The organism is Neorhizobium sp. P1_A6 (assembly GCF_056406795.1).
Genome location: NZ_JBFTZM010000003.1, coordinates 283220 through 302873 on the forward strand (window position 1 = coordinate 283220; position 19654 = coordinate 302873).

The following is a 19654-nucleotide window of genomic DNA, read 5'->3' on the forward strand; positions in this document are numbered from 1 at the left end:
ACCTGCTTTCAACCGCCTGTATCGCGGGGTTCGTCAGCGCCTGACGAGTTTGGCAAGAAATAGCAAAATGCAGGAGCCGATGAAACCTGCAACCAGGTAACCCAGCCATCCGTCTGCAACATGGATGTTGAACCTGTTGAAGATGCCATTGGCGAGAACCGCGCCAACGATGCCGATGACGATGTTCATGAAAATGCCGAAACGGACGTCCATCAGCTTGCCGGCAAGCCAACCCGCCAGGCCGCCGATGATGATCGCCGCAATCCAACCTACCTGCATGCTACGCTCCCGTTCCAGAGACACTCATATGGGCGCCGCCCGGCCGTGGAACAATCCCCGGCAGGGCGATCTCGTCAGGCATTCAGCGCCCGGCCGTAGGCGTCGAGCACGCTTTCCTTCATCGTCTCGGAAATGGTCGGATGCGGGAAGATCGTGTGCATCAGTTCCTCTTCCGTCGTCTCCAGGTTCATGGCGACGACGAAGCCCTGGATCAGTTCGGTGACTTCGGCACCGACCATGTGGGCGCCGATCAGTTCGCCGGTCTTTTTGTCGAAGATGGTCTTGACGAGGCCCTGGTCCTCGCCGAGCGCGATCGCCTTGCCGTTGGCGACGAACGGAAAGCGGCCGACGCGGATGTCGCGGCCTTCGGCCTTGGCCTTGGCTTCGGTCAGGCCAACGGAGGCGACCTGCGGGTTGCAATAGGTGCAGCCCGGGATCTTCAGCTTGTCCATCGGATGGACGTTCGGCAGGCCGGCGATCTTCTCGACGCAGATGACCGCTTCGTGCTCGGCCTTGTGGGCGAGCAGCGGCGGACCGGCGACGTCGCCGATCGCGTAGAGGCCGGGCACGTTGGTCTTGCCGTAACCGTCGATGACGATGAAGCCGCGGTCGGTCTTCACGCCGACGGCCTCAAGGCCAATACCTTCGATATTGGCCTGGACGCCGACAGCCGAGATCATCCGGTCGGCAGTGATCTCCTGCGTCTTGCCGTCCTTCAGCTCAATCGTCGCGGTGACCGAGTTGGCACCCTTCACGACCTTGGCAACCTTGGCTTCGAGCAGGATCTTCATGCCCTGGCGCTCGAACTGCTTCTTGGCAAGCGCCGAGATGTCCGCATCCTCGACCGGCATGACCTGGCTCATGATTTCGACGACGGTGACCTCGACGCCCATGGTGCGGTAGAAGCTGGCGAACTCGATGCCGATCGCGCCTGACCCCATGACCAGCAGCGACTTCGGCATCTCTTCCGGCTTCATCGCCTCGAAATAGGTCCAGATCAGCTTGCCGTCCGGCTCGATGCCCGGCAGCGCGCGCGGACGAGCGCCTGTCGCAATGATGATGTGCTTGGCGGTATAAGTGCCCTCGCCGAGCGTGTTCTTAGGGATCGGACCGATCGGCTCGACCGGCTTCTTGGTGGTCTTCGACACGACGATCTCGCCGGGCTTGGAAAGCTTCGCCTCGCCCCAGATGATGTCGACCTTGTTCTTCTTGAACAGGAAACCGACGCCGTTGTTCATGCGGTGGGCGATGCCGCGCGAGCGGTCGACGATCGCCTTGACGTCCGGCTTGATCGTGCCTTCCAGCGTCAGGCCGTAGTCCTTCGCATGGGTCGCAGTGTGCATCACGTCGGCCGAGCGCAGCAGTGCCTTGGTCGGAATGCAGCCCCAGTTGGAGCAGATGCCGGCGAGGTGCTCGCGTTCGACGACGGCGACCTTCAGCCCGAGCTGGGATGCCCGGATGGCGGCGATATAACCGCCCGGACCAGAACCGATAACGATGACGTCGTAGGATTGAGCCATTGCTTTCCTGCCTTCTCATTGGGGAGCCAGCTCCAGGCGGCCCGCCTCGGGAAATCTTGTTCTAGAGACCCAGCATCATCCGGACGATCGGCTCAAGGCCGCGTCCGATCGCGCGGGTATTTTCTGCATCGAGATGTACGCCGTCGATCGGCGTCGTTTTCGCGACCGATCCCGCATCGAAGAAACCGCAGCCGAGGTCGTCCGCGAGGTCCCGATAGAGCGATGCGAGCATCGAAGACTGCTCGATGCCGCCCTTGAAGATCGCCGAAAAAATCGGGTCGGCGGTCTCGCAGAGCGGCGGCGGCGAAACGATCAGGATATCCGGCGCGTCGTAGTCGAACGAATATTCGTGGTGACGGATCAGCCCCACCAGACGCTGAATGCCGGCACGCGCCGCATGGGCAGTGCCGGCGATCATCGGCTTCATGTCGTTCGTGCCGAGCATGATGATCACCAGATCCAGCGGCATGTGGGTATGCAGCACAGTCGGCAGGTTCGTGACGCCGTTGCGGTCGCAGTCGGCAAGGTGATCGGCGTAACCCGTCGTGCGGCCGTTCAGCCCCTCGGCGATGACGGTGACGCCAGACCCGAGCGCAGTCCCGAGGACGCTCGACCAACGGTCCTCGAACGCATGCCGGCCCGGCCCTTCAGGATCGAAACCCCAGGTAAGCGAGTCGCCGAAGCACAGAACGGTTTTCATGGAAGCACCTCCGATACCCCTCCCTCGCGGACACCCTCCCCGCAAGGGGGAGGGAGAACACGATTACACCAGCATCGCCATCGGGTTTTCGATGTAGCGCTTGAAGGCGGACGCGAGTTCCGCACCGAGCGCGCCGTCGATGACGCGGTGGTCGAAGGCGAAAGTTGCGGTCATGACCGTGCCCACCTTGATTTCACCGTTCTTGACGATCGGCTTCTCGACGCCTGCGCCGATCGAGACGATCGAGGCCTGCGGCAGGTTGACGATCGAGGTGAAGTTGGAGACGCCGAACATGCCAAGGTTGGACACGGATGTCGTGCCGCCCTGGTATTCTTCCGGCTTCAGCTTCTTGTCGCGGGCGCGTCTCGCAAGATCCTTCACCTCGTTGGAGATGACGGACAGCGTCTTCGTTTCGGCCTTGCGGACGATCGGGGTGATCAGCCCGTCCGGGATGGATACGGCCACGCCGACGTCTGCATGCTTGTGCAGCACGCGGGCCGTCGAGGTCCAGGAAGCATTGGCCATTGGGACATCGCGCAGAGCGAGCGCCATCGCCTTGATGATGAAGTCGTTGACCGACAGCTTGAAGGCGGGAACATCGCCCTTGTCGGTCTTCTTCATCGGCGAAGACTTGTTGATCTCGGCGCGCAGCTTCATCAGTGCGTCGAGCTCGCAATCCATCGAGACGAAGTAGGACGGAACCGTCTGGCTCGACTCGGTGAGGCGCGAGGCGATCGTCTTGCGCATGCCGTCATGCGGCAGAAGCTCGTACGACCCCTCGGGGAAAAGCTTCAGGACGGTATCGTCCGCCGGACCCTTGGCCATGGCCGGAGCCGGTGCGCCGGCAGTCTGCTGAGCTGCAGCCGGAGCAGCCTTTGCGCCGCCGGAGGCAACTGCCTTTTCGATATCGGCCTTGACGACACGGCCGTGCGGGCCGGAGCCGGAAACGGCCGAAAGATCGAGGCCGGCTTCCTTTGCGAGGCGACGGGCGAGTGGAGACGAGAAGGTCTTTGCGCCGGACGACGATGCCGGGGCAGCAGCCGGAGCCGGTGTCGCGACAGCAGGCGCCGGTTCGGACGCCTTTTGAGCCGGAGCGGCTTCCGCCTTCGGAGCGGGTGCAGCCTCGGCCTTCGGAGCCGGGGCAGCGCCACCGCCGGCGGCGGCAGCCGAGACATCCTCGCCATCGGCGGCGAGGATGGCGATCAGCGCGTTGACCTTGACGCCCTCGGTGCCGGCCGCGACGACGAGCTTGGCAACGGTGCCCTCATCGACGGATTCGACTTCCATGGTCGCCTTGTCGGTCTCGATCTCGGCGAGCACGTCGCCGGACTTGACCTTGTCGCCTTCCTTGACGAGCCACTTGGAAAGATTGCCCTCTTCCATGGTCGGAGACAGGGCAGGCATGGTGATGTTGATTGGCATCGAAACATCCTTCCCTTATTTGTAGCAGACGGTTTTCACCGCCTGGACGACTTCGCCGACATTCGGCAGCGCCAGCTTTTCGAGATTGGCCGCATAAGGCATCGGAACGTCCTTGCCGGCGATCGTCAGGATCGGCGCATCGAGATAATCGAAGGCCTGCTGCATGACGCGGGTGGCGATTTCGGTGCCGACCGACGACTGCGGATAGCCTTCCTCGACGGTGACCAGGCGGCCGGTCTTCTTGACCGATTCGATGACAGTCGGCAGATCCATCGGACGGATGGTGCGAAGGTCGATCAGTTCGACATCGATGCCTTCCTTTTCCAGCTCGGCGATTGCCTTGAGGGAATAGGTCATGCCGATGCCGAAGGACACGATGGTAACGTCCTTGCCCTTTTTGTGGATGCGGGCCTTGCCGATCGGCAGGACGAAATCGTCGAGCTTCGGCACCTCGAACTGGTGGCCGTAGAGGATTTCGTTTTCGAGGAAGATAACCGGGTTCGGATCGCGGATGGCCGCTTTCAGGAGACCCTTGGCGTCGGCTGCGGTATACGGCATGACGACCTTGAGGCCCGGAATCTGGCTATACCATGCGGCATAATCCTGGCTGTGCTGGGCGCCGACGCGGGCGGCGGCACCGTTCGGGCCGCGGAACACGATCGGCGCACCCATTTGGCCGCCGGACATGTAGAGCGTCTTGGCGGCCGAGTTGATGATCTGGTCGATCGCCTGCATGGCGAAGTTGAAGGTCATGAACTCGACGATCGGCTTCAGGCCCGCCATCGCGGCACCCACGCCGACGCCGGCAAAGCCGTGTTCGGTGATGGGCGTATCGACCACGCGGCGAGCGCCGAATTCCTGCAGCAGGCCTTGGGTGATCTTATAGGCGCCCTGGTATTCGGCGACTTCCTCACCCATGACGAAGACGTTCTCGTCGCGGCGCATTTCCTCGGCCATCGCGTCGCGCAGTGCTTCGCGAACGGTGGTCATGACCATTTCGGTACCGGCCGGGATATCCGGATCGGCAGCGGCCTCGACCTTCGGCTGGGCCGGGACCGGGGCGGATGCCGAACCGGTCGCGGTCGGCTTTTCTTCCTGTTCGACCTGCGGAGCCGCCTTCGGCGCCTCCTTGGCAGGAGCCGCGGAGCCGATCGAATCAGCGCTCTCGCCGTCCTGCAGGAGCACGGCGATCTTGGTGTTGACCTTGACGTTTTCGGTGCCGGCCTCGACCAGCAGCTTGCCGATCACGCCTTCATCGACGGCTTCCACTTCCATGGTCGCCTTGTCGGTCTCGATTTCGGCAATCACGTCGCCGGAGGTGACCTTGTCACCCTCTTTTTTCAGCCACTTGCTGAGCGTGCCTTCCTCCATGGTCGGAGAAAGGGCGGGCATCAGGATATCGATTGGCATTGGGTTCCCTCCCCGCGATCAGAGCAGAATGTCGGTGTAGAGCTCGGACGGATCCGGCTCCGGATCGGCCTGGGCGAAATCGGCGCTATCCGAAACGACGTCGCGGATATCCTTGTCGATCGCCTTCAGCTCGTCTTCGGTCGCCCAGCCCTTTTCGATGAGGCGCAGGCGCACCTGCTCGATCGGGTCGTGCTCGGAGCGCATCTTCTGCACTTCGTCCTTGGAGCGATATTTCGCCGGGTCGGACATGGAGTGGCCGCGATAACGGTAGGTGAGCATTTCGAGAATGATCGGGCCCTTGCCGGAGCGGCAGTGCTCGAGCGCCTCGTCACCGGCGGCCTTCACGGCACGAACGTCCATGCCGTCGACCTGGATGCCGGGGATGCCGAAGCCGGAACCACGCAGCGAGTAGTTCGACTGCGCCGTCGCACGGGCCGTCGAGGTGCCCATCGCATAACGGTTGTTCTCGACGATATAGACGATCGGCAGCTTCCAGAGGGCCGCCATGTTGAAGCTCTCGTAGACCTGGCCCTGGTTGGCCGCGCCATCGCCGAAATAGGCGACCGAGACGCTGTCGTTACCACGATACCTGTTGGCGAAGGCGAGACCGGTTCCGAGCGAAACCTGGGCGCCGACGATGCCGTGGCCGCCGTAGAAATGCTTTTCCTTGGAGAACATGTGCATCGAGCCGCCCTTCCCCCTGGAATAGCCGCCCTTGCGTCCGGTCAGCTCCGCCATGACGCCACGCGCGCTCATGCCGGTTGCCAGCATGTGCCCGTGGTCGCGATAGGCGGTGATAACCTGGTCACCCTCCTGCTGCGCCATCTGCATGCCGACGACGACAGCTTCCTGGCCGATATAGAGGTGACAGAAACCACCGATGAAGCCCATGCCGTAGAGCTGGCCGGCCTTTTCCTCGAAACGGCGGATCATCAGCATCTCACGATAGGCGTGAAGATCCTGATCCTTGCCGAAATCCGGGGTGTTTTTGCCCGTAAACTCCTTGGCGGAGGATTTCGAGGCTGATTTGATTGCAGACTTTGCCGCTGGTTTGCGGCCGGATACAGACGCGGTTTTTGTCGGCGCCATTCATCCCTCCCTTTGAGTTCTGCGTTGAGAGCGAGATTACGCTCTGACGTATATCGCCAGATTCCCACTCTGGTTTCGGGGCGTACCATAGGCAAGAAAAGCTGCCCCAGCAATGCCATAAACGCATGGCTCACATTCCATGCAACACTATGAAAAGGTTACAGAAATATGAAATTAACTGGATTTCGGTTAATTTAGAAGTAGTTGTTGAAGATGACGATTTCGTCGCCGCGCGAGACGTTCAGCTGATAACGGGCGATCTCGTCAAGCATATCCTTGTCAAGCGAACCATCGCTCATCAGCTGAACCTGCCGCTCCAGCGTCTCGCGCCGTGCGGTCAACTTTGCGAGCTCGCCTGCACGCGCCTGCCGCTGACGTTCGAATTCCTCCGTGGCGATCAGGCCGAGATCGCCGTGGATGGAATGATAGCCGAAGTAGCAAAGAAACGCGACTGTGATGGCGGGAAGAACAAAACGGCCGAATTTTCTTTTCTTATGATGCTTTGTCCACATGCCGCTCTAACGCCTTGCCACGCTTACGGGATCTCAAATCGATCCGAAACAGAGCTTCAAATTCGCAGAACTTGCTTAAGCAATCGTTGACCAGAATCGAGTCCGAAAAAAGCCCGCGTCTTTCGGCGCGGGCTTCCATGAAAATGTCGAGCCTGGGAGGCTGTCAGGCCTTCAGGACGCTGCGGCCGGCATAAACGGCCTGCGGACCGAGCATTTCCTCGATGCGGATAAGCTGGTTGTACTTGGCAAGCCGGTCGGAGCGCGACAGCGAGCCGGTCTTGATCTGCCCGCAATTGGTGGCGACGGCGAGATCGGCAATCGTCGAGTCTTCGGTTTCACCCGAGCGGTGCGACATGACGGCGGTATAGGCCGCCTTGTGGGCAGTCTCGACGGCATCGAGCGTTTCCGACAGCGAGCCGATCTGATTAACCTTGACCAGGATCGAATTGGCGACGCCCTGCCTGATGCCATCGCGCAGGCGCGACGAGTTGGTGACGAACAGATCGTCGCCGACGAGCTGGCACTTGGCGCCGATCTTGTCGGTCAGGTACTTCCAGCCGGCCCAATCGTCTTCGGCCATGCCGTCTTCGATCGAAATGATCGGGTACTTTGCTGCAAGCTCGGCGAGGTAATCGGCCATGGCTTCCGGCTCGAGCGTGCGGCCCTCGCCTTCCATCTCGTACTTGCCGTTCTTGAAGAATTCGGTCGAGGCGCAGTCGAGCGCCAGGCAGACGTCGTCGCCTGGGGTATAGCCGGCCTTCTCGACCGACTTCATGATGAAATCGAGGGCTTCCGGCGCGCTCTTCAGGCCCGGTGCGAAACCACCTTCGTCGCCGACATTGGTGTTGTGACCCTGGGCCGCCAGTTCCTTCCGCAGGACGTGGAAGATCTCCGAGCCCATGCGCACGGCGTCCTTCAGCGTGTCGGCGCCGACCGGCATGATCATGAATTCCTGGAAGTCGATCGGGTTGTCGGCATGAGCGCCGCCGTTGATGATGTTCATCATCGGAACCGGCAGGACATGCGCGTTCGGACCGCCGACATAACGGTAGAGCGGCAGGCCGGAGGTTTCGGCGGCAGCCTTTGCGACGGCGAGCGAGACGCCGAGGATGGCATTGGCGCCGAGGCGGGACTTGTTCGGCGTGCCGTCGAGCGCGATCATCGTCTTGTCGATATGGATCTGGCTCTCGGCATCGAAACCGCCGATCGCATCGAAGATCTCGGTATTGACGGCTTCGACCGCCTTTTCGACGCCCTTGCCGTGGTAGCGCTTGCCGCCGTCGCGCAGTTCGACGGCTTCATGTGCGCCGGTGGAGGCGCCCGACGGAACGGCCGCACGGCCCATCGAACCGTCTTCCAGATAGACATCCACCTCAACGGTCGGATTGCCGCGGCTGTCGAGAATTTCGCGGGCGATGATATCGGTGATGGCGGTCAAGGGTCTCTCCCTGGGTTTGGACTTGACGTCACGAGGTCACTGAAAATGTCTCATAATCAATGACACGAAAATTACAATCGAAGCAGTTTGCGTGCTTTTTGTGGGCGCGCTCACGCCGCCTTGGCGACGGCGTCGAGGGCAAGCAGCTTTTCGAGGAGCTGCGGCATGTCCTTCAGATGCACCATGTTCGGGCCGTCCGAGGGAGCATTGTCCGGATCCTCGTGAGTTTCGATGAACAGGCCCGCAATGCCGACGGCAACCGCTGCCCGTGCAAGGACCGGCACCATGCTGCGGTCTCCTCCGGTAGAGCCTCCCTGCCCGCCAGGCTGCTGCACAGAATGCGTCGCGTCGAAGATCACCGGAGCCCCCATGGACGCCATGATCGGCAATGAACGCATGTCGGAAACGAGTGTATTGTAGCCGAAGGAGGCGCCGCGTTCGCACAGCAATACGTTGGGATTGCCGCTCGCGGTGATTTTGCCGAGCACGTTCTTCATGTCCCAGGGTGCCAGGAACTGACCCTTCTTGACGTTGACGACGCGGCCGGTCTTGGCAGCGGCGACAAGCAAGTCCGTCTGGCGTGACAGGAAAGCCGGGATCTGCAGGATGTCCACCGTCTTTSCGACGACAGCGCATTGTTCTTCCGTGTGAATGTCGGTCAGAACCGGGAAACCGAACTCCTTCTTGAGGTCGGCAAAGATTTCCATGGCTGCTTCGAGCCCGATGCCGCGCTTGCCGGAAATCGACGTGCGGTTGGCCTTGTCGTAGGAGGACTTGTAGACGAGGCCGATGCCGAGCTTGCTGCAGAGTTCCTTCAACGCGCCTGCCATCATGAAGGCGTGGTCGCGGCTTTCCATCTGGCAGGGACCGGCGATCAGCGACAGTTTTGCGTTCTGCGCGAAAACCACCTTGCCGCCTCCTTCGCCGACGGAGACGCTGGAGTTTGCGGTAACTTCCATGATCTATTCCTCGAAGCCGAACAAAACACCCTGGCCGGGCGCCGCCGAGACGAGAACACGGCCCTCCCGGCGGACGAATGCGACGTCATTAGCAGCAAGGGTGATCTCTGTCACGGCAAGATCGGCGGTTTTGAAGATGACCGCCCGGCCGCGCAGTCCTTCGGCGCCCGGGGTCGGCTGAACCGCAAATTCCGCCTCGAGCTCCCGATCCTGCAGGATCCGGATGCGGGCATTGGCCGCGGCAAGCTGGAGCGGTGCAGCCTCCGGCGCGGCCTTGGTCAGCAGCACCTGTTCGACCAGCGGAGCGAAATCGGCAGGTGTCGGGGCCGACAGGATGATTTCGCTCAGGCCGGTGACGGTATTGGCATGCCGCTCCAGCTCGCGGTCGGCAGGCAGCGGGTTGATGCGCTGGCAGGAAAACAGGAAGAACTCGGGCGCGCGGTCATCGCCGGCGAATGCCAGCCGGAAGCTCGCCTGCGTCTCGGAACCGTCGGCCAGGATCATGCCGCGGGAAAATTCCAGCACGTCGCCTGCCGAAACGCCGCGCATCTTGAAACGCGCATGATCGGCCATCGCATCGCGGGTCGCGACAACGAGAGCGGAAAAGCCCTGCCGGTTGGACGTCTTGCGGAAGGCGAGATCGCGAGCCGTGAAAACGTTGCCGCGCTTTGCCGCAACACCCGCATGGCGTCGGTTGGCAAGAGCCAGCGGCTCCAGGTAGGTCCCATCCGAGAAGAACACGCAAGCATTGGCGGTGCCGAAAGGATGAAAAGCATCCGGCGCAACTGTAAAACCGAGCGCCGTGAGCCGGGAACGCGCAGCGGTAAGTCCCGCCACCGGCAGCACGAGATGATCGATCGGTCTTGCGTTCACGCGAGGGCCCCCTGAATTGGAATCGCAAAGCTACTTTGGCAGCGGGCTGGCGCCGCGCAAGTGGTGTGACACCAGATATCTGGCACGCATCTATGAAGAAAAAATCATCATACTTCACAGAAATTTAGGGACTTGCGGAACACATATGGAACATATAGTGTCCGTTCTGGATTTGTTTCCGACTCTGAGGGTGCCAAAAGATGCTCACGCGCAAACAACAGGAATTGCTTCTGTTCATTCACGAACGCATGAAGGAATCCGGTATCCCGCCGTCATTCGACGAAATGAAGGACGCGCTCGACCTTGCGTCCAAGTCCGGAATCCATCGTCTGATCACGGCGCTCGAGGAGCGCGGCTTCATCCGCCGCCTGCCGAACCGGGCCCGCGCGCTGGAAGTCATCAAGCTCCCGGAAGCCTATTCGCCGAGCATTCAGCCGCGGCGCGGTTTTTCGCCCAGCGTCATCGAGGGCAGCCTCGGCAAACCGCAGCCGGCCGCAGCATCTCAGAAGCTCGCGGCCAATGACGGCTCGTCGAACGCGACGACCGTTCCCGTGATGGGCCGCATCGCCGCCGGCGTGCCGATCTCGGCGATCCAGAACAACACGCATGACATCTCCGTGCCGGCCGAGATGCTCGGCTCCGGCGAGCATTATGCGTTGGAGGTCAAGGGCGATTCGATGATCGAGGCCGGCATCCTCGATGGCGACACCGTGATCATTCGCAACGGCACGACGGCCAATCCAGGCGACATCATCGTGGCGCTGGTGGACGATGAGGAAGCGACGCTGAAGCGTTTTCGCCGCCGCGGCGCCTCGATCGCGCTCGAAGCCGCCAACCCCGCCTACGAGACCCGCATTTTCGGGCCTGACCGGGTGAAGATCCAGGGCAAGCTCGTCGGCCTCATCCGCCGTTATCACTGATTAGCTGCCGGAGCGGTTCCGGCAACGCGTTGTCGAAACTCTGGCTTCGCCAATCGTAGTGGCGGTGCCTAGTCCAGGGCCGGTCCTCGGCCGCCATTGCGGCACGGACCTCCCAGCGTCGCATGTCGCCCGTGCCGTTCAGCGAAATCTCCAGCGCGCCGGTCTTTCTGAGCGTCGTGCCATTGATCATCAGTCCGCCGGACCGGCATCGGTCGAAGCGTGCCCGCGGGGCGATGACAAGATCGGCGGCGTCGCAGGCAGCGCCGGCATAACGGCCGTCTTCGACGGCCACGATGATGGCATTGCCCGTGCTTGCGGCGCACCAGGCCTTAGGCTCGCAGGTGAAGCGGTCGGAAGTCACCTGGCTTATTCGCAACCTCACGGTTTCGAGTTCCATCGAGGTCAACTCACGGCGCTTATCGTTTTTTGCGCCTGCTGGTTTGCGGTCGGGCGGCTTGTCTCTGGCTGGCGACATGTCCGGTTTGGTCGGGTCGCCGAGCAGAAGCGCCCTCTTCCACTGGTCGTAGATGAAATCAGGCGGGCGGGCGCGGTTGGTGGAAACCCGTTCCCCGTTTACGAGCGCCACCATTGTCCCGTCTTCCGAGACCAATATATCCGCCAGAGGCGTCGATCGCTCATGCCAGGAAAGCAGCAGAGCGGTCACCATCAGCGGCGGACCGATCAGCCTTAGCTTCGTCCTGAGCAGGGTCAGCAGCAGGAAGCCTGCCGTTGAGACCGTCAGGAACCATGGATGCTGGCGGCCTATCCCGACATCGCCACCCCAGGCAGCCACGTGCCTGGCAATAACGATCACCGCTTCCAAGCCGAGGCCCATGAGCTTCATGAAGGGAGCATCGAGGCCGAAGGGCATCAGCAGCATGCCGACCAGACCGGCCGGCATCACCACGAAGGAGATGATCGGCATGGCTGCGAGGTTTGCGGCGAGGCCATAGGTGGCGATGCGATGGAAATGCTCGACCGAAAACATCGCGGTCGAAACGCCGCCGATCAGCGAGGTGACGAAGACGCCGGCTGCGAAATTCCACGATGCCAGGATCGGCATCACCATGCGGTGACGGAACGGCAGAGGCTGAGGATCGCGGCCCTCGGCCCTCTGTTTCCAGAGCGCGTAACCGGCGACCAGGGCAACGGTGGCGGCAAACGACATCTGGAAGCTCGGCCCGAGCATTTCCGAGGGCGACATGGCGATGATGACGAGCGCGGACAGCGCCACATTGTGCAGGCTGATCGACGGTCGGTCGAAGAGGACGGCAACCAGCATGATTGCCATCATGATGTAGGCCCGCTCGGCCGAAACGCCGAAACCGGAGATCAGGTAATAGGCGGTGACCATTATCAGGGCGCCGAGTGCGGCGATCTTCTTCACCGGATAGGCGTGGCCGAGGCCCATAAAGACCGCGAGCGCGGTCCGCACGCCGACGAAGAAGATACCGGCGGCGAGCGCCATGTTCAGTCCGGAAATGGCGACGATATGGGCTAATCCCGCAAGCCGTAAAGCTTCGGTCGTTCCCTTGGAGATCGCCCGGCGTTCGTCCGTCACGATTGCCGCGGCAAAGGCGCCGGAATCTCCCGGCACGGTCTCGCGGATACGGGTGGCGATTGCGCTGCGGAGATCGAAAAGCCGGCTTTCGATGTCGGCAATCCAGCTCCGGGTCGACGGACCGGCAGCCTGTTTTTTCGGCGCTCCATAAAAAAATCCGACCGCGCCGATGCCGTCGAAATAGGAGGAGAAGGCAAAGTCGTTGAGGCCAGGCAGTGCAGGTCCGGAGGGTGGTGAAAGGCGCGCGCGGCCGCTGATCGTCTCGCCGATCTGGGCGGGCTCATGTCGAGACCTTGCAAGCAGCGATACACGCTCCGGCGGGCGCCTGACTTCCGGATTGGATGTCCGGTCGATAAGGACGACATAACGCCAACGGCCCTGGGCATCGATCTCCCTGCGCTCGACCACGCCGGCAAGTTCGGTTGTCACCGGCGTATCGAGAACGACGGTGGACCGCCGCCACGTCTCGAACTGTGCCAGCATCATGCCGCCCAGAAAGAGCGCGACACCGAGCGGCAAGAGATGGATCGTGCCGGAGCGGTGGCGCGAGACGGTGACGAAGATCGTACATACGCAAAAAACGAGGAAAAACGGCCAGAACGCAGGGTTATGGGGCAGTGCGAACCAGCAGACGGCCCCTGCCCCGACGACGACCGGCAGGAAAAGGAAGCCATGGCCATAAACCGTCTCCTCCTCCAGCATGACCGGGAGACGGCGTCGCAGCCGATCGAGGCGCCGGCTCGCGGAGCGGAGAAAGCCACCGTCCAGCGTATGGACCGGCGGGCGGCGCTCGATCGCGGGGAAAAGCTCGGCCAGATTTCGGAGCTTGCCCGAGTCGGGAGCGCTTGTGTTTATGCGGGGGTCCGGCGGCCGGGATATCAGTTTCCCTGCCTCGGCATGCGTCGGAAATGCATTTTCCTCCGGCATGAAACGCTCTGTCCGCCCTACCGCCAGACATGCGGCAATACAACCTGCGCGTTTCTTCTTCGGTCGTCAACTGGCGGTTAAATATCGGGAATTCCGAGCCACCGAAAGGGCATGCAACAGGAAGTTGGACATCCAAGCAAAAGCTGTTGCTCAATAATTTTTCGCGCTGCACAAAATGCCGTCACGACAGCTTGGCATCAGCTTTAGGATCATATAGCTAAACTGGTGGACGCTTAATTCTTGTGGCGCTTTTAGGGCGCCATGCCGCCAAAAGGTTGGAGGATCAGCATGACGGAAACAAGCGCAAATCTGGTAATCGGTGACAGACAAGTCGATCTGCCGGTCAAGTCGGGGACCATCGGTCCCGATGTGGTCGATATCGGCGCTCTCTACAAGCACACCGGCACCTTCACCTACGACCCCGGCTTCACCTCGACGGCGTCTTGCGAATCCAAGATCACCTATATCGATGGCGACGCCGGCATCCTGCTGCATCGCGGTTATCCGATCGAACAGCTCGCCGAGCACGGCGACTTCCTGGAAACCTGCTACCTGCTGCTTTACGGGGAACTGCCGACCGCTGCCCAGAAGAAGGACTTCGACTATCGCGTGACCCATCACACGATGGTGCATGAGCAGATGAGCCGCTTCTTCACCGGCTTCCGCCGCGACGCCCATCCGATGGCCGTCATGTGCGGCTGTGTCGGGGCGCTGTCTGCCTTCTATCACGACTCCACCGACATCACCGATCCGCACCAGCGCATGGTCGCTTCACTGCGCATGATCGCCAAGATGCCAACGCTTGCCGCGATGGCCTATAAGTACCATATCGGCCAGCCCTTCGTTTATCCGCAGAACAACCTGGACTATGCGTCGAACTTCCTGCGCATGTGCTTTGCGGTTCCGTGCGAAGAGTATGTGGTCAATCCGGTGCTGTCGCGCGCCATGGACCGCATCTTCATCCTGCATGCCGACCATGAGCAGAACGCTTCGACCTCGACGGTCCGCCTCGCCGGTTCCTCGGGCGCCAACCCGTTCGCCTGCATCGCGGCCGGCATTGCCTGCCTCTGGGGCCCGGCCCATGGCGGCGCCAACGAAGCTGCGCTCAACATGCTGACGGAAATCGGCACGGTCGACAAGATCCCGGAATATATCGCCCGCGCCAAGGACAAGAACGATCCGTTCCGTCTGATGGGCTTCGGTCACCGCGTCTACAAGAACTACGATCCGCGCGCCAAGATCATGCAGAAGACCACGCATGAAGTGCTCGGCGAACTCGGCCACAAGGACGATCCGCTGCTGCAGGTCGCGATGGAACTCGAGCGCATCGCGCTCACCGACGAGTACTTCATCGAGAAGAAGCTCTACCCGAATATCGACTTCTATTCGGGTATCACGCTGAAGGCGATGGGCTTCCCCACCACCATGTTCACCGTGCTCTTCGCTCTCGCGCGTACCGTCGGCTGGATCGCCCAGTGGGCCGAAATGATCGAAGATCCGCAGCAGCGCATCGGCCGCCCGCGTCAGCTCTATACCGGCGAAGCGCAGCGCGACTACATCCCGGTTTCCAAGCGTTAATCGGCAATCACAACCAAATAAAAACCCGGTCAGAAATGGCCGGGTTTTTTGGTGTCCATAACCTGGAGAACGATGCCGGCGGCGGCCTCACCGGGCGGCACGGGCACCTGCAGGCGCTCCCACGTAAGATCGAAACCTTCGATCATGGCGCGACGCTGCATCGTGTCGGAGGACAAGCGCTCGGCCCAGCGGCACAGGCTTGCCGGCCGCACCACCTCGTTGACGTATTCCGGCACGACGACATAGTCGGCGATCAGGTTCGGCAGGGCGCCGGACCAGGTCCTGATGCGTTTTGCGAGCATGGTGATCAGCCAGTCGGTCTTATAGGCCGAGACCAGTGGAATCCCGGCAAGACCGAGTTCCAGGATAACCGTACCCGAGGCTGCAAGCGCTGCATCGGCTTCGGCGAATGCCGCCCATTTGCCGTCCGTATCAGCCGTGATCTCCGGCTTGACCTCGAAACCGGCAACGATCTCGCGCACCAGTTTTTCCTGGCGGGCAACCGTCGGCAGCAGGAAACGGGTCGGTCCGTTGCGGGCGACGAACTGGCGGGCCGCCTCGCCGAAGACCGGCAGAAGCGCCTTGATCTCCGCCGACCGGGAGCCCGGCAACAGCATGATCGTCCTCTGTTCGCCCTGCGCCTTTACGGGGCGTTCGGCACGGATACCGCGGACCTTGAGGAGCGACGGATCGGCGGTCAGGCGGTGACCGACGAATGTTGTTTCGGGTCCGCCGAGACGCTTCATGGCCTCGGGCTCGAACGGCAGCACAGCCAGGACATGATCGACATAGGCGAGCATCGCCTTGGCGCGGTATTCCTTCCATGCCCAGACGCTCGGGCAGACATAATCGACGATCGGCAGGTCCGGCAGAGCGGCCCTTACCTTCTTGGCGACACGATGGGTGAAATCGGGGCTGTCGATGATGATCAGCACATCCGGCTTTGCAGCCACGATGGCCGCCGCCGTCTGGTTGATCCGCTTGATCAGGTTCGGCAGGCGGGCGATCACCTGGGTGATCCCCATGATCGACAGTTCGGAAAAATCAAAGAGCGGATCAAGGCCCTGCGCTTCGAGCGCCTCGCCGCCGACGCCGACGAGTTCGACCTCGCCGCCATAAGCTGCCTTCAAGGCCGCAATCAGGTCGCCGCCGAGGAGATCGCCGGATACTTCGCCGGCGATGACGCCAACCTTCAAAGTCTTGACCATCACAATCCTCCTTGCGGCAGACCGGGATCGATACCGCAGACGAAGATACCGGCAGCATCGGCCGCGGCAATCATCTTCACTTCTTCCAGCACAAGCGCGCGTCCCGCCTCCACCGCGATACCGGCGAGCCCGGCGCGGATGACATTCTCGACGGTCGACGGCCCGATCGTCGGCAGGTCGGCGCGCATATCCTGTTGCGGTTTGCAAAGCTTGACGAGCACGCCCTTGCGGCGGGCCGAAATGCGGCCCTCGGCGCGCAATGCCGTCACCCGTTCGAGCATCCGGTCCGTGCCTTCGACGCCCTCAAGCGCCACGACACGTCCACCGACGCAGACGGCGCCCTGGCCGATATCGAGTTCGCCGAGACGCTTGGCGGCTTCGGACGCACGATCGATGTCGCGGCGATCATCATCGGATGGCGTATGAGCACCGAGCGGTCCGGTCTTGGCGAGCAGGCCGGGGACGATGTCATGGGCGCCCAGCACCTCGCAGCCCATCGCCTCGATGAGCTTGATGACCATCTGGAGCACTGAATCGTCACCGCCGGACAGCAGCGTGCGAACCACGGAGGGGACTTTCAGGATGGTGCGGAAGGTTGGATGGATGTCGCGCCAGTCAGGTCTTCGCGCCACACCTCCCGAGAGGATGACGCGGGTGACGCCCTTGTCGCGAAACAGGCGCTCGATTGCGGCAAGATCGCCGACGCCGACGGAAACCGCCTCGAAACCATCAAAGCTGTGATCGGATTCATTGGCGAGCGCGAGAATGAGCGGCGCTTCACCGGCTTGCTGCGCGGCTTTTGCTACATAGAGTGGTAAAAAGCCCTTCCCGGCGATGATCGCCAGCCGGCCCTTCGGCGCAAGGCTCGGGAGGCCGGTCATCGCGGGTCAGCCCTTGCCGCGGAACGTCGAGGAAATGGCGCGATCGCTATCGGCCGCGATAAAATCAAGGATTTCCATCGCTTCCTTGCAATCGGCGTAGTCGTTACGGATCGCCGCTGCGTTGGCGCGGATGTTGCTCTCGCCCTCGAAGATCTGCTTGAAGGCGCGGCGGACGACATGGATGGTCGCCCGTTCAATGCCGGCGCGGGTCATGCCGACCACGTTGAGACCACCGAGCACGCCGGGATTGCCGTTCAGCATGCCATACGGGATGACGTCGTAATTGACGGCGGTAAGTCCGCCGATGAAAGCCTGGCGGCCGATGCGGGTAAACTGATGCACGGCGCAGCCGCCGCCGAGGATCGCCCGGTCCGCCACATGGACATGGCCTGCGAGCATGACATTGTTCGACATGATGATGTCGTTGCCGAGCTGACAGTCATGCGCCACGTGCGAATTGGCGAGGAACAGGCAGTTGTTGCCAACGACGGTCTTGCCACCGCCGCCGACCGTGCCGCAATTCATCGTGACGCCTTCGCGCATGGTACAATTATCGCCAACCGTCAGCGTCGAATCCTCGCCAGCCTCATGAAGGCTCTGGGAGACGCCGCCGATGATCGCCATCGGGAAAATTCGGCAGTTGCGGCCGATCTCGGTGCGGCCACTCACTACAGCATGCGAAACCAGCTCGACGCCATCCTTCAGCACCACACGCGGACCGACATGCGAAAACGGGCCGACGACGACATTCTCGCCGATGACGGCACCGTCCTCGACCAAAGCTAACGGATGGATGCGTGCGCTAGCTGCAATGCTTTTCATTCTTCTTCCTTGCGCCGGATCATCGCGCCGATATCGGCTTCGGCAACAAGTACGCCGTCTACCTTCGCGTCACAATGGAATTTCCAGATATTGCCGCGCTGTTTCTGCTTGGTGACATGGAACTCGACCCGGTCGCCCGGCACGACCGGCTTGCGGAAGCGGGCATTGTCGATGGTCATGAAGTAGACGAGATTGCCACCCTCGCCTTCCTTCCTGGCGCAGATTGCGCCGGCGGTCTGCGCCATGCCTTCAATCAGCAGCACGCCCGGCATGATCGGYCGCTCCGGGAAATGCCCGGTGAAATGCGGCTCGTTGGCGGTGACGTTCTTGATGCCGATCGCGGAATTATCGCCATCGATCTCGACGATCTTATCGACCAGGAGAAAAGGATAGCGGTGCGGCAGCAGCTTCATGATTTCCTGAATATCGGCCGCGCCGAGCACCGGCTTGGTCTCATCAGTCATTCTTCTTCTCTCCTCTGCGTTTCGCCCGCTCGTCCGAACGCATCAAGACTTCCGCGGTATCGCGGAGGAAATCCGGCATCGGGCGGGCGGGAATGCCGCCATAACGCGCCCCGGCGGGAATATCCCCCACCACACCGCTCATCGCGGCGATCTGCACGCCGTCTCCAATCGAGATGTGTCCATTAATACCGGATGCGCCACCGATCAATACTCCGTCGCCGATCCGCGTCGAACCGGCAATACCTGCGCCGCTCGCAATGCCGCAATGGCGGCCGATGCGGACGTTGTGGGCGATCTGAACCTGATTGTCGATCTTGGTGCCTTCGCCGATGACCGTATCATCCATGGCGCCGCGATCGACGGTGGTGTTGGCGCCGATCTCGACATTGTCCTGGATGATGACGCGGCCGATCTGGACGATCTTCAGCATGCCCTTCGGACCCGGCGCAAAACCGAACCCGTCCTGGCCGATGCGAACGCCATTATGGATGATCACGCCATTGCCGATGAGAGCTGCAACGACGCTTGCACCCGCAGCGATCGTGCAATCCCGGCCGATCTTGACGTCGGCGCCGATGACGCTGCCGGCGCCGATGACGCTGCCGGTGCCGATTTCCGCCCGCGCGCCGATCACGGCCATAGGCTCGACTTCGACACCGGGTTCAAGCCTGGCGGTTGGATCCACGAAAGCGGCCGGCGAAATGCCCGGCGGAAACGAGGTGATCGGAGACGGTCGCATCGCGATCGGATGCAGGAAAGCACCTGCCTGCGCAAACGCCGTGTGCGGCGTCTTGGTCAGCACAACCGGGATATGGGCCGGGATGATGGAACGGATCGCCGTGTCACAAATAATCGCGGAAGCCTTGCAGCTTTCCAGTTCGCGACGGCTTTTCCGGGACAGGATATAACAGATCTCGCCTTCGCCGGCCCGTGCAACGGGCGCAACGGAACGGATCAGCCGATCTCCGGCGCCGCCATCAAGCAATTCGGCCCCAAGAAGGGCGGCCAACTCGCGCAGGCTCACGCCATCATGGGGCGGAAAGAATTCATTGTGGTCCATAAAGCTAAAGCTCCAGAACAGATTTCCGCTC

Annotated in this window: 18 protein-coding genes; 2 read left to right on the top strand and 16 right to left on the bottom strand. The window is 61.8% G+C overall.

The features are described 5' to 3' along the window. Window positions 1-33: 33 nt before the first annotated feature. The 10 genes from AC1D3C_RS08235 to AC1D3C_RS08280 all read right to left on the bottom strand — a co-directional run bounded on the left by AC1D3C_RS08235 (window position 34) and on the right by AC1D3C_RS08280 (window position 10202). The gene (locus AC1D3C_RS08235; RefSeq protein ID WP_038542645.1) at window positions 34-279 is read right to left on the bottom strand and encodes a GlsB/YeaQ/YmgE family stress response membrane protein; all 246 of its coding nucleotides are present in this window, start codon (window positions 277-279) and stop codon (window positions 34-36) included. Between the two features lie 74 nt (window positions 280-353). Continuing rightward, a complete protein-coding gene (gene lpdA, locus AC1D3C_RS08240; RefSeq protein WP_038542643.1) occupies window positions 354-1799 on the bottom strand; it encodes a dihydrolipoyl dehydrogenase in 1446 nt (481 codons plus the stop codon). Window positions 1800-1860: 61 nt separating this feature from the next. Next, window positions 1861-2499, bottom strand: a complete 639-nt coding sequence (locus AC1D3C_RS08245; RefSeq protein WP_477482554.1) for an SGNH/GDSL hydrolase family protein — start codon at window positions 2497-2499, stop codon at window positions 1861-1863. A 63-nt stretch (window positions 2500-2562) separates the two neighbouring features. Continuing rightward, window positions 2563-3921, bottom strand: coding sequence for a pyruvate dehydrogenase complex dihydrolipoamide acetyltransferase (locus AC1D3C_RS08250; protein WP_477482555.1), 1359 nt, complete (start codon window positions 3919-3921; stop codon window positions 2563-2565). Between the two features lie 15 nt (window positions 3922-3936). After that, the gene (locus tag AC1D3C_RS08255) at window positions 3937-5331 is read right to left on the bottom strand and encodes a pyruvate dehydrogenase complex E1 component subunit beta (RefSeq protein ID WP_247033350.1); all 1395 of its coding nucleotides are present in this window, start codon (window positions 5329-5331) and stop codon (window positions 3937-3939) included. 18 nt (window positions 5332-5349) lie between these two features. Continuing rightward, a complete protein-coding gene (gene pdhA / locus AC1D3C_RS08260; RefSeq protein WP_038542635.1) occupies window positions 5350-6420 on the bottom strand; it encodes a pyruvate dehydrogenase (acetyl-transferring) E1 component subunit alpha in 1071 nt (356 codons plus the stop codon). 194 nt (window positions 6421-6614) lie between these two features. Next, window positions 6615-6932, bottom strand: coding sequence for an FtsB family cell division protein (locus AC1D3C_RS08265; protein WP_038542632.1), 318 nt, complete (start codon window positions 6930-6932; stop codon window positions 6615-6617). A 163-nt stretch (window positions 6933-7095) separates the two neighbouring features. Beyond that, window positions 7096-8370: a phosphopyruvate hydratase gene (eno, locus tag AC1D3C_RS08270; RefSeq protein ID WP_038542630.1), complete on the bottom strand. Its 1275-nt coding sequence runs from the start codon at window positions 8368-8370 to the stop codon at window positions 7096-7098. Between the two features lie 110 nt (window positions 8371-8480). After that, window positions 8481-9329, bottom strand: a complete 849-nt coding sequence (gene kdsA / locus AC1D3C_RS08275; protein WP_477482556.1) for a 3-deoxy-8-phosphooctulonate synthase — start codon at window positions 9327-9329, stop codon at window positions 8481-8483. 3 nt (window positions 9330-9332) lie between these two features. Continuing rightward, window positions 9333-10202, bottom strand: a complete 870-nt coding sequence (locus tag AC1D3C_RS08280) for a VOC family protein (RefSeq protein WP_477482557.1) — start codon at window positions 10200-10202, stop codon at window positions 9333-9335. 200 nt (window positions 10203-10402) lie between these two features. Here AC1D3C_RS08280 and lexA point away from each other — a divergent pair, with 200 nt between their 5' ends. After that, window positions 10403-11122 (top strand): transcriptional repressor LexA, encoded by a 720-nt coding sequence (gene lexA, locus AC1D3C_RS08285; RefSeq protein WP_477482558.1) that lies wholly within the window; start codon window positions 10403-10405, stop codon window positions 11120-11122. Here lexA and AC1D3C_RS08290 read toward each other — a convergent pair. Beyond that, window positions 11103-13610, bottom strand: a complete 2508-nt coding sequence (locus tag AC1D3C_RS08290) for a ComEC/Rec2 family competence protein (RefSeq protein ID WP_477482559.1) — start codon at window positions 13608-13610, stop codon at window positions 11103-11105. The genes lexA and AC1D3C_RS08290 overlap by 20 nt on opposite strands. 288 nt (window positions 13611-13898) lie before the next feature. On the opposite strand from AC1D3C_RS08290, the gene gltA reads away from it, so the two are divergent. Beyond that, the gene (gene gltA / locus AC1D3C_RS08295; RefSeq protein WP_038542622.1) at window positions 13899-15188 is read left to right on the top strand and encodes a citrate synthase; all 1290 of its coding nucleotides are present in this window, start codon (window positions 13899-13901) and stop codon (window positions 15186-15188) included. Window positions 15189-15217: 29 nt separating this feature from the next. Here the strand turns inward: gltA and lpxB are convergent, their stop codons facing one another. The 5 genes from lpxB to lpxD are packed head-to-tail and all read right to left on the bottom strand — an operon-like array spanning window position 15218 to window position 19623. Beyond that, window positions 15218-16396 (bottom strand): lipid-A-disaccharide synthase, encoded by a 1179-nt coding sequence (gene lpxB, locus AC1D3C_RS08300; protein WP_477482560.1) that lies wholly within the window; start codon window positions 16394-16396, stop codon window positions 15218-15220. Continuing rightward, window positions 16396-17277, bottom strand: a complete 882-nt coding sequence (locus AC1D3C_RS08305; RefSeq protein WP_477482561.1) for an LpxI family protein — start codon at window positions 17275-17277, stop codon at window positions 16396-16398. Before AC1D3C_RS08305 ends, lpxB begins: the two co-directional genes overlap by 1 nt. A 6-nt stretch (window positions 17278-17283) precedes the next feature. Further along, window positions 17284-18099 (bottom strand): acyl-ACP--UDP-N-acetylglucosamine O-acyltransferase, encoded by an 816-nt coding sequence (gene lpxA / locus AC1D3C_RS08310; protein WP_038542615.1) that lies wholly within the window; start codon window positions 18097-18099, stop codon window positions 17284-17286. Continuing rightward, entirely contained in the window at window positions 18096-18563 is a 468-nt protein-coding gene (gene fabZ, locus AC1D3C_RS08315; protein WP_038542613.1) for a 3-hydroxyacyl-ACP dehydratase FabZ, read from the bottom strand. The genes lpxA and fabZ overlap by 4 nt, the downstream gene beginning before the upstream one ends. Next, a complete protein-coding gene (gene lpxD / locus AC1D3C_RS08320) occupies window positions 18556-19623 on the bottom strand; it encodes a UDP-3-O-(3-hydroxymyristoyl)glucosamine N-acyltransferase (protein WP_477482562.1) in 1068 nt (355 codons plus the stop codon). The genes fabZ and lpxD overlap by 8 nt, the downstream gene beginning before the upstream one ends. Window positions 19624-19654: the final 31 nt, after the last annotated feature.

Excerpts from the sequence above, each read along its gene's own strand:
- AC1D3C_RS08235 (WP_038542645.1), bottom strand. The coding sequence starts at position 279 with ATGCAGGTAGGTTGGATTGCGGCGATCATCATCGGCGGCCTGGCGGGT.
- lpdA (WP_038542643.1), bottom strand. The coding sequence starts at position 1,799 with ATGGCTCAATCCTACGACGTCATCGTTATCGGTTCTGGTCCGGGCGGT.
- AC1D3C_RS08245 (WP_477482554.1), bottom strand. The coding sequence starts at position 2,499 with ATGAAAACCGTTCTGTGCTTCGGCGACTCGCTTACCTGGGGTTTCGAT.
- AC1D3C_RS08250 (WP_477482555.1), bottom strand. The coding sequence starts at position 3,921 with ATGCCAATCAACATCACCATGCCTGCCCTGTCTCCGACCATGGAAGAG.
- AC1D3C_RS08255 (WP_247033350.1), bottom strand. The coding sequence starts at position 5,331 with ATGCCAATCGATATCCTGATGCCCGCCCTTTCTCCGACCATGGAGGAA.
- pdhA (WP_038542635.1), bottom strand. The coding sequence starts at position 6,420 with ATGGCGCCGACAAAAACCGCGTCTGTATCCGGCCGCAAACCAGCGGCA.
- AC1D3C_RS08265 (WP_038542632.1), bottom strand. The coding sequence starts at position 6,932 with ATGTGGACAAAGCATCATAAGAAAAGAAAATTCGGCCGTTTTGTTCTT.
- lexA (WP_477482558.1), top strand. The coding sequence starts at position 10,403 with ATGCTCACGCGCAAACAACAGGAATTGCTTCTGTTCATTCACGAACGC.
- AC1D3C_RS08290 (WP_477482559.1), bottom strand. The coding sequence starts at position 13,610 with ATGCCGGAGGAAAATGCATTTCCGACGCATGCCGAGGCAGGGAAACTG.
- gltA (WP_038542622.1), top strand. The coding sequence starts at position 13,899 with ATGACGGAAACAAGCGCAAATCTGGTAATCGGTGACAGACAAGTCGAT.
- lpxB (WP_477482560.1), bottom strand. The coding sequence starts at position 16,396 with ATGGTCAAGACTTTGAAGGTTGGCGTCATCGCCGGCGAAGTATCCGGC.
- AC1D3C_RS08305 (WP_477482561.1), bottom strand. The coding sequence starts at position 17,277 with ATGACCGGCCTCCCGAGCCTTGCGCCGAAGGGCCGGCTGGCGATCATC.
- lpxA (WP_038542615.1), bottom strand. The coding sequence starts at position 18,099 with ATGAAAAGCATTGCAGCTAGCGCACGCATCCATCCGTTAGCTTTGGTC.
- lpxD (WP_477482562.1), bottom strand. The coding sequence starts at position 19,623 with ATGGACCACAATGAATTCTTTCCGCCCCATGATGGCGTGAGCCTGCGC.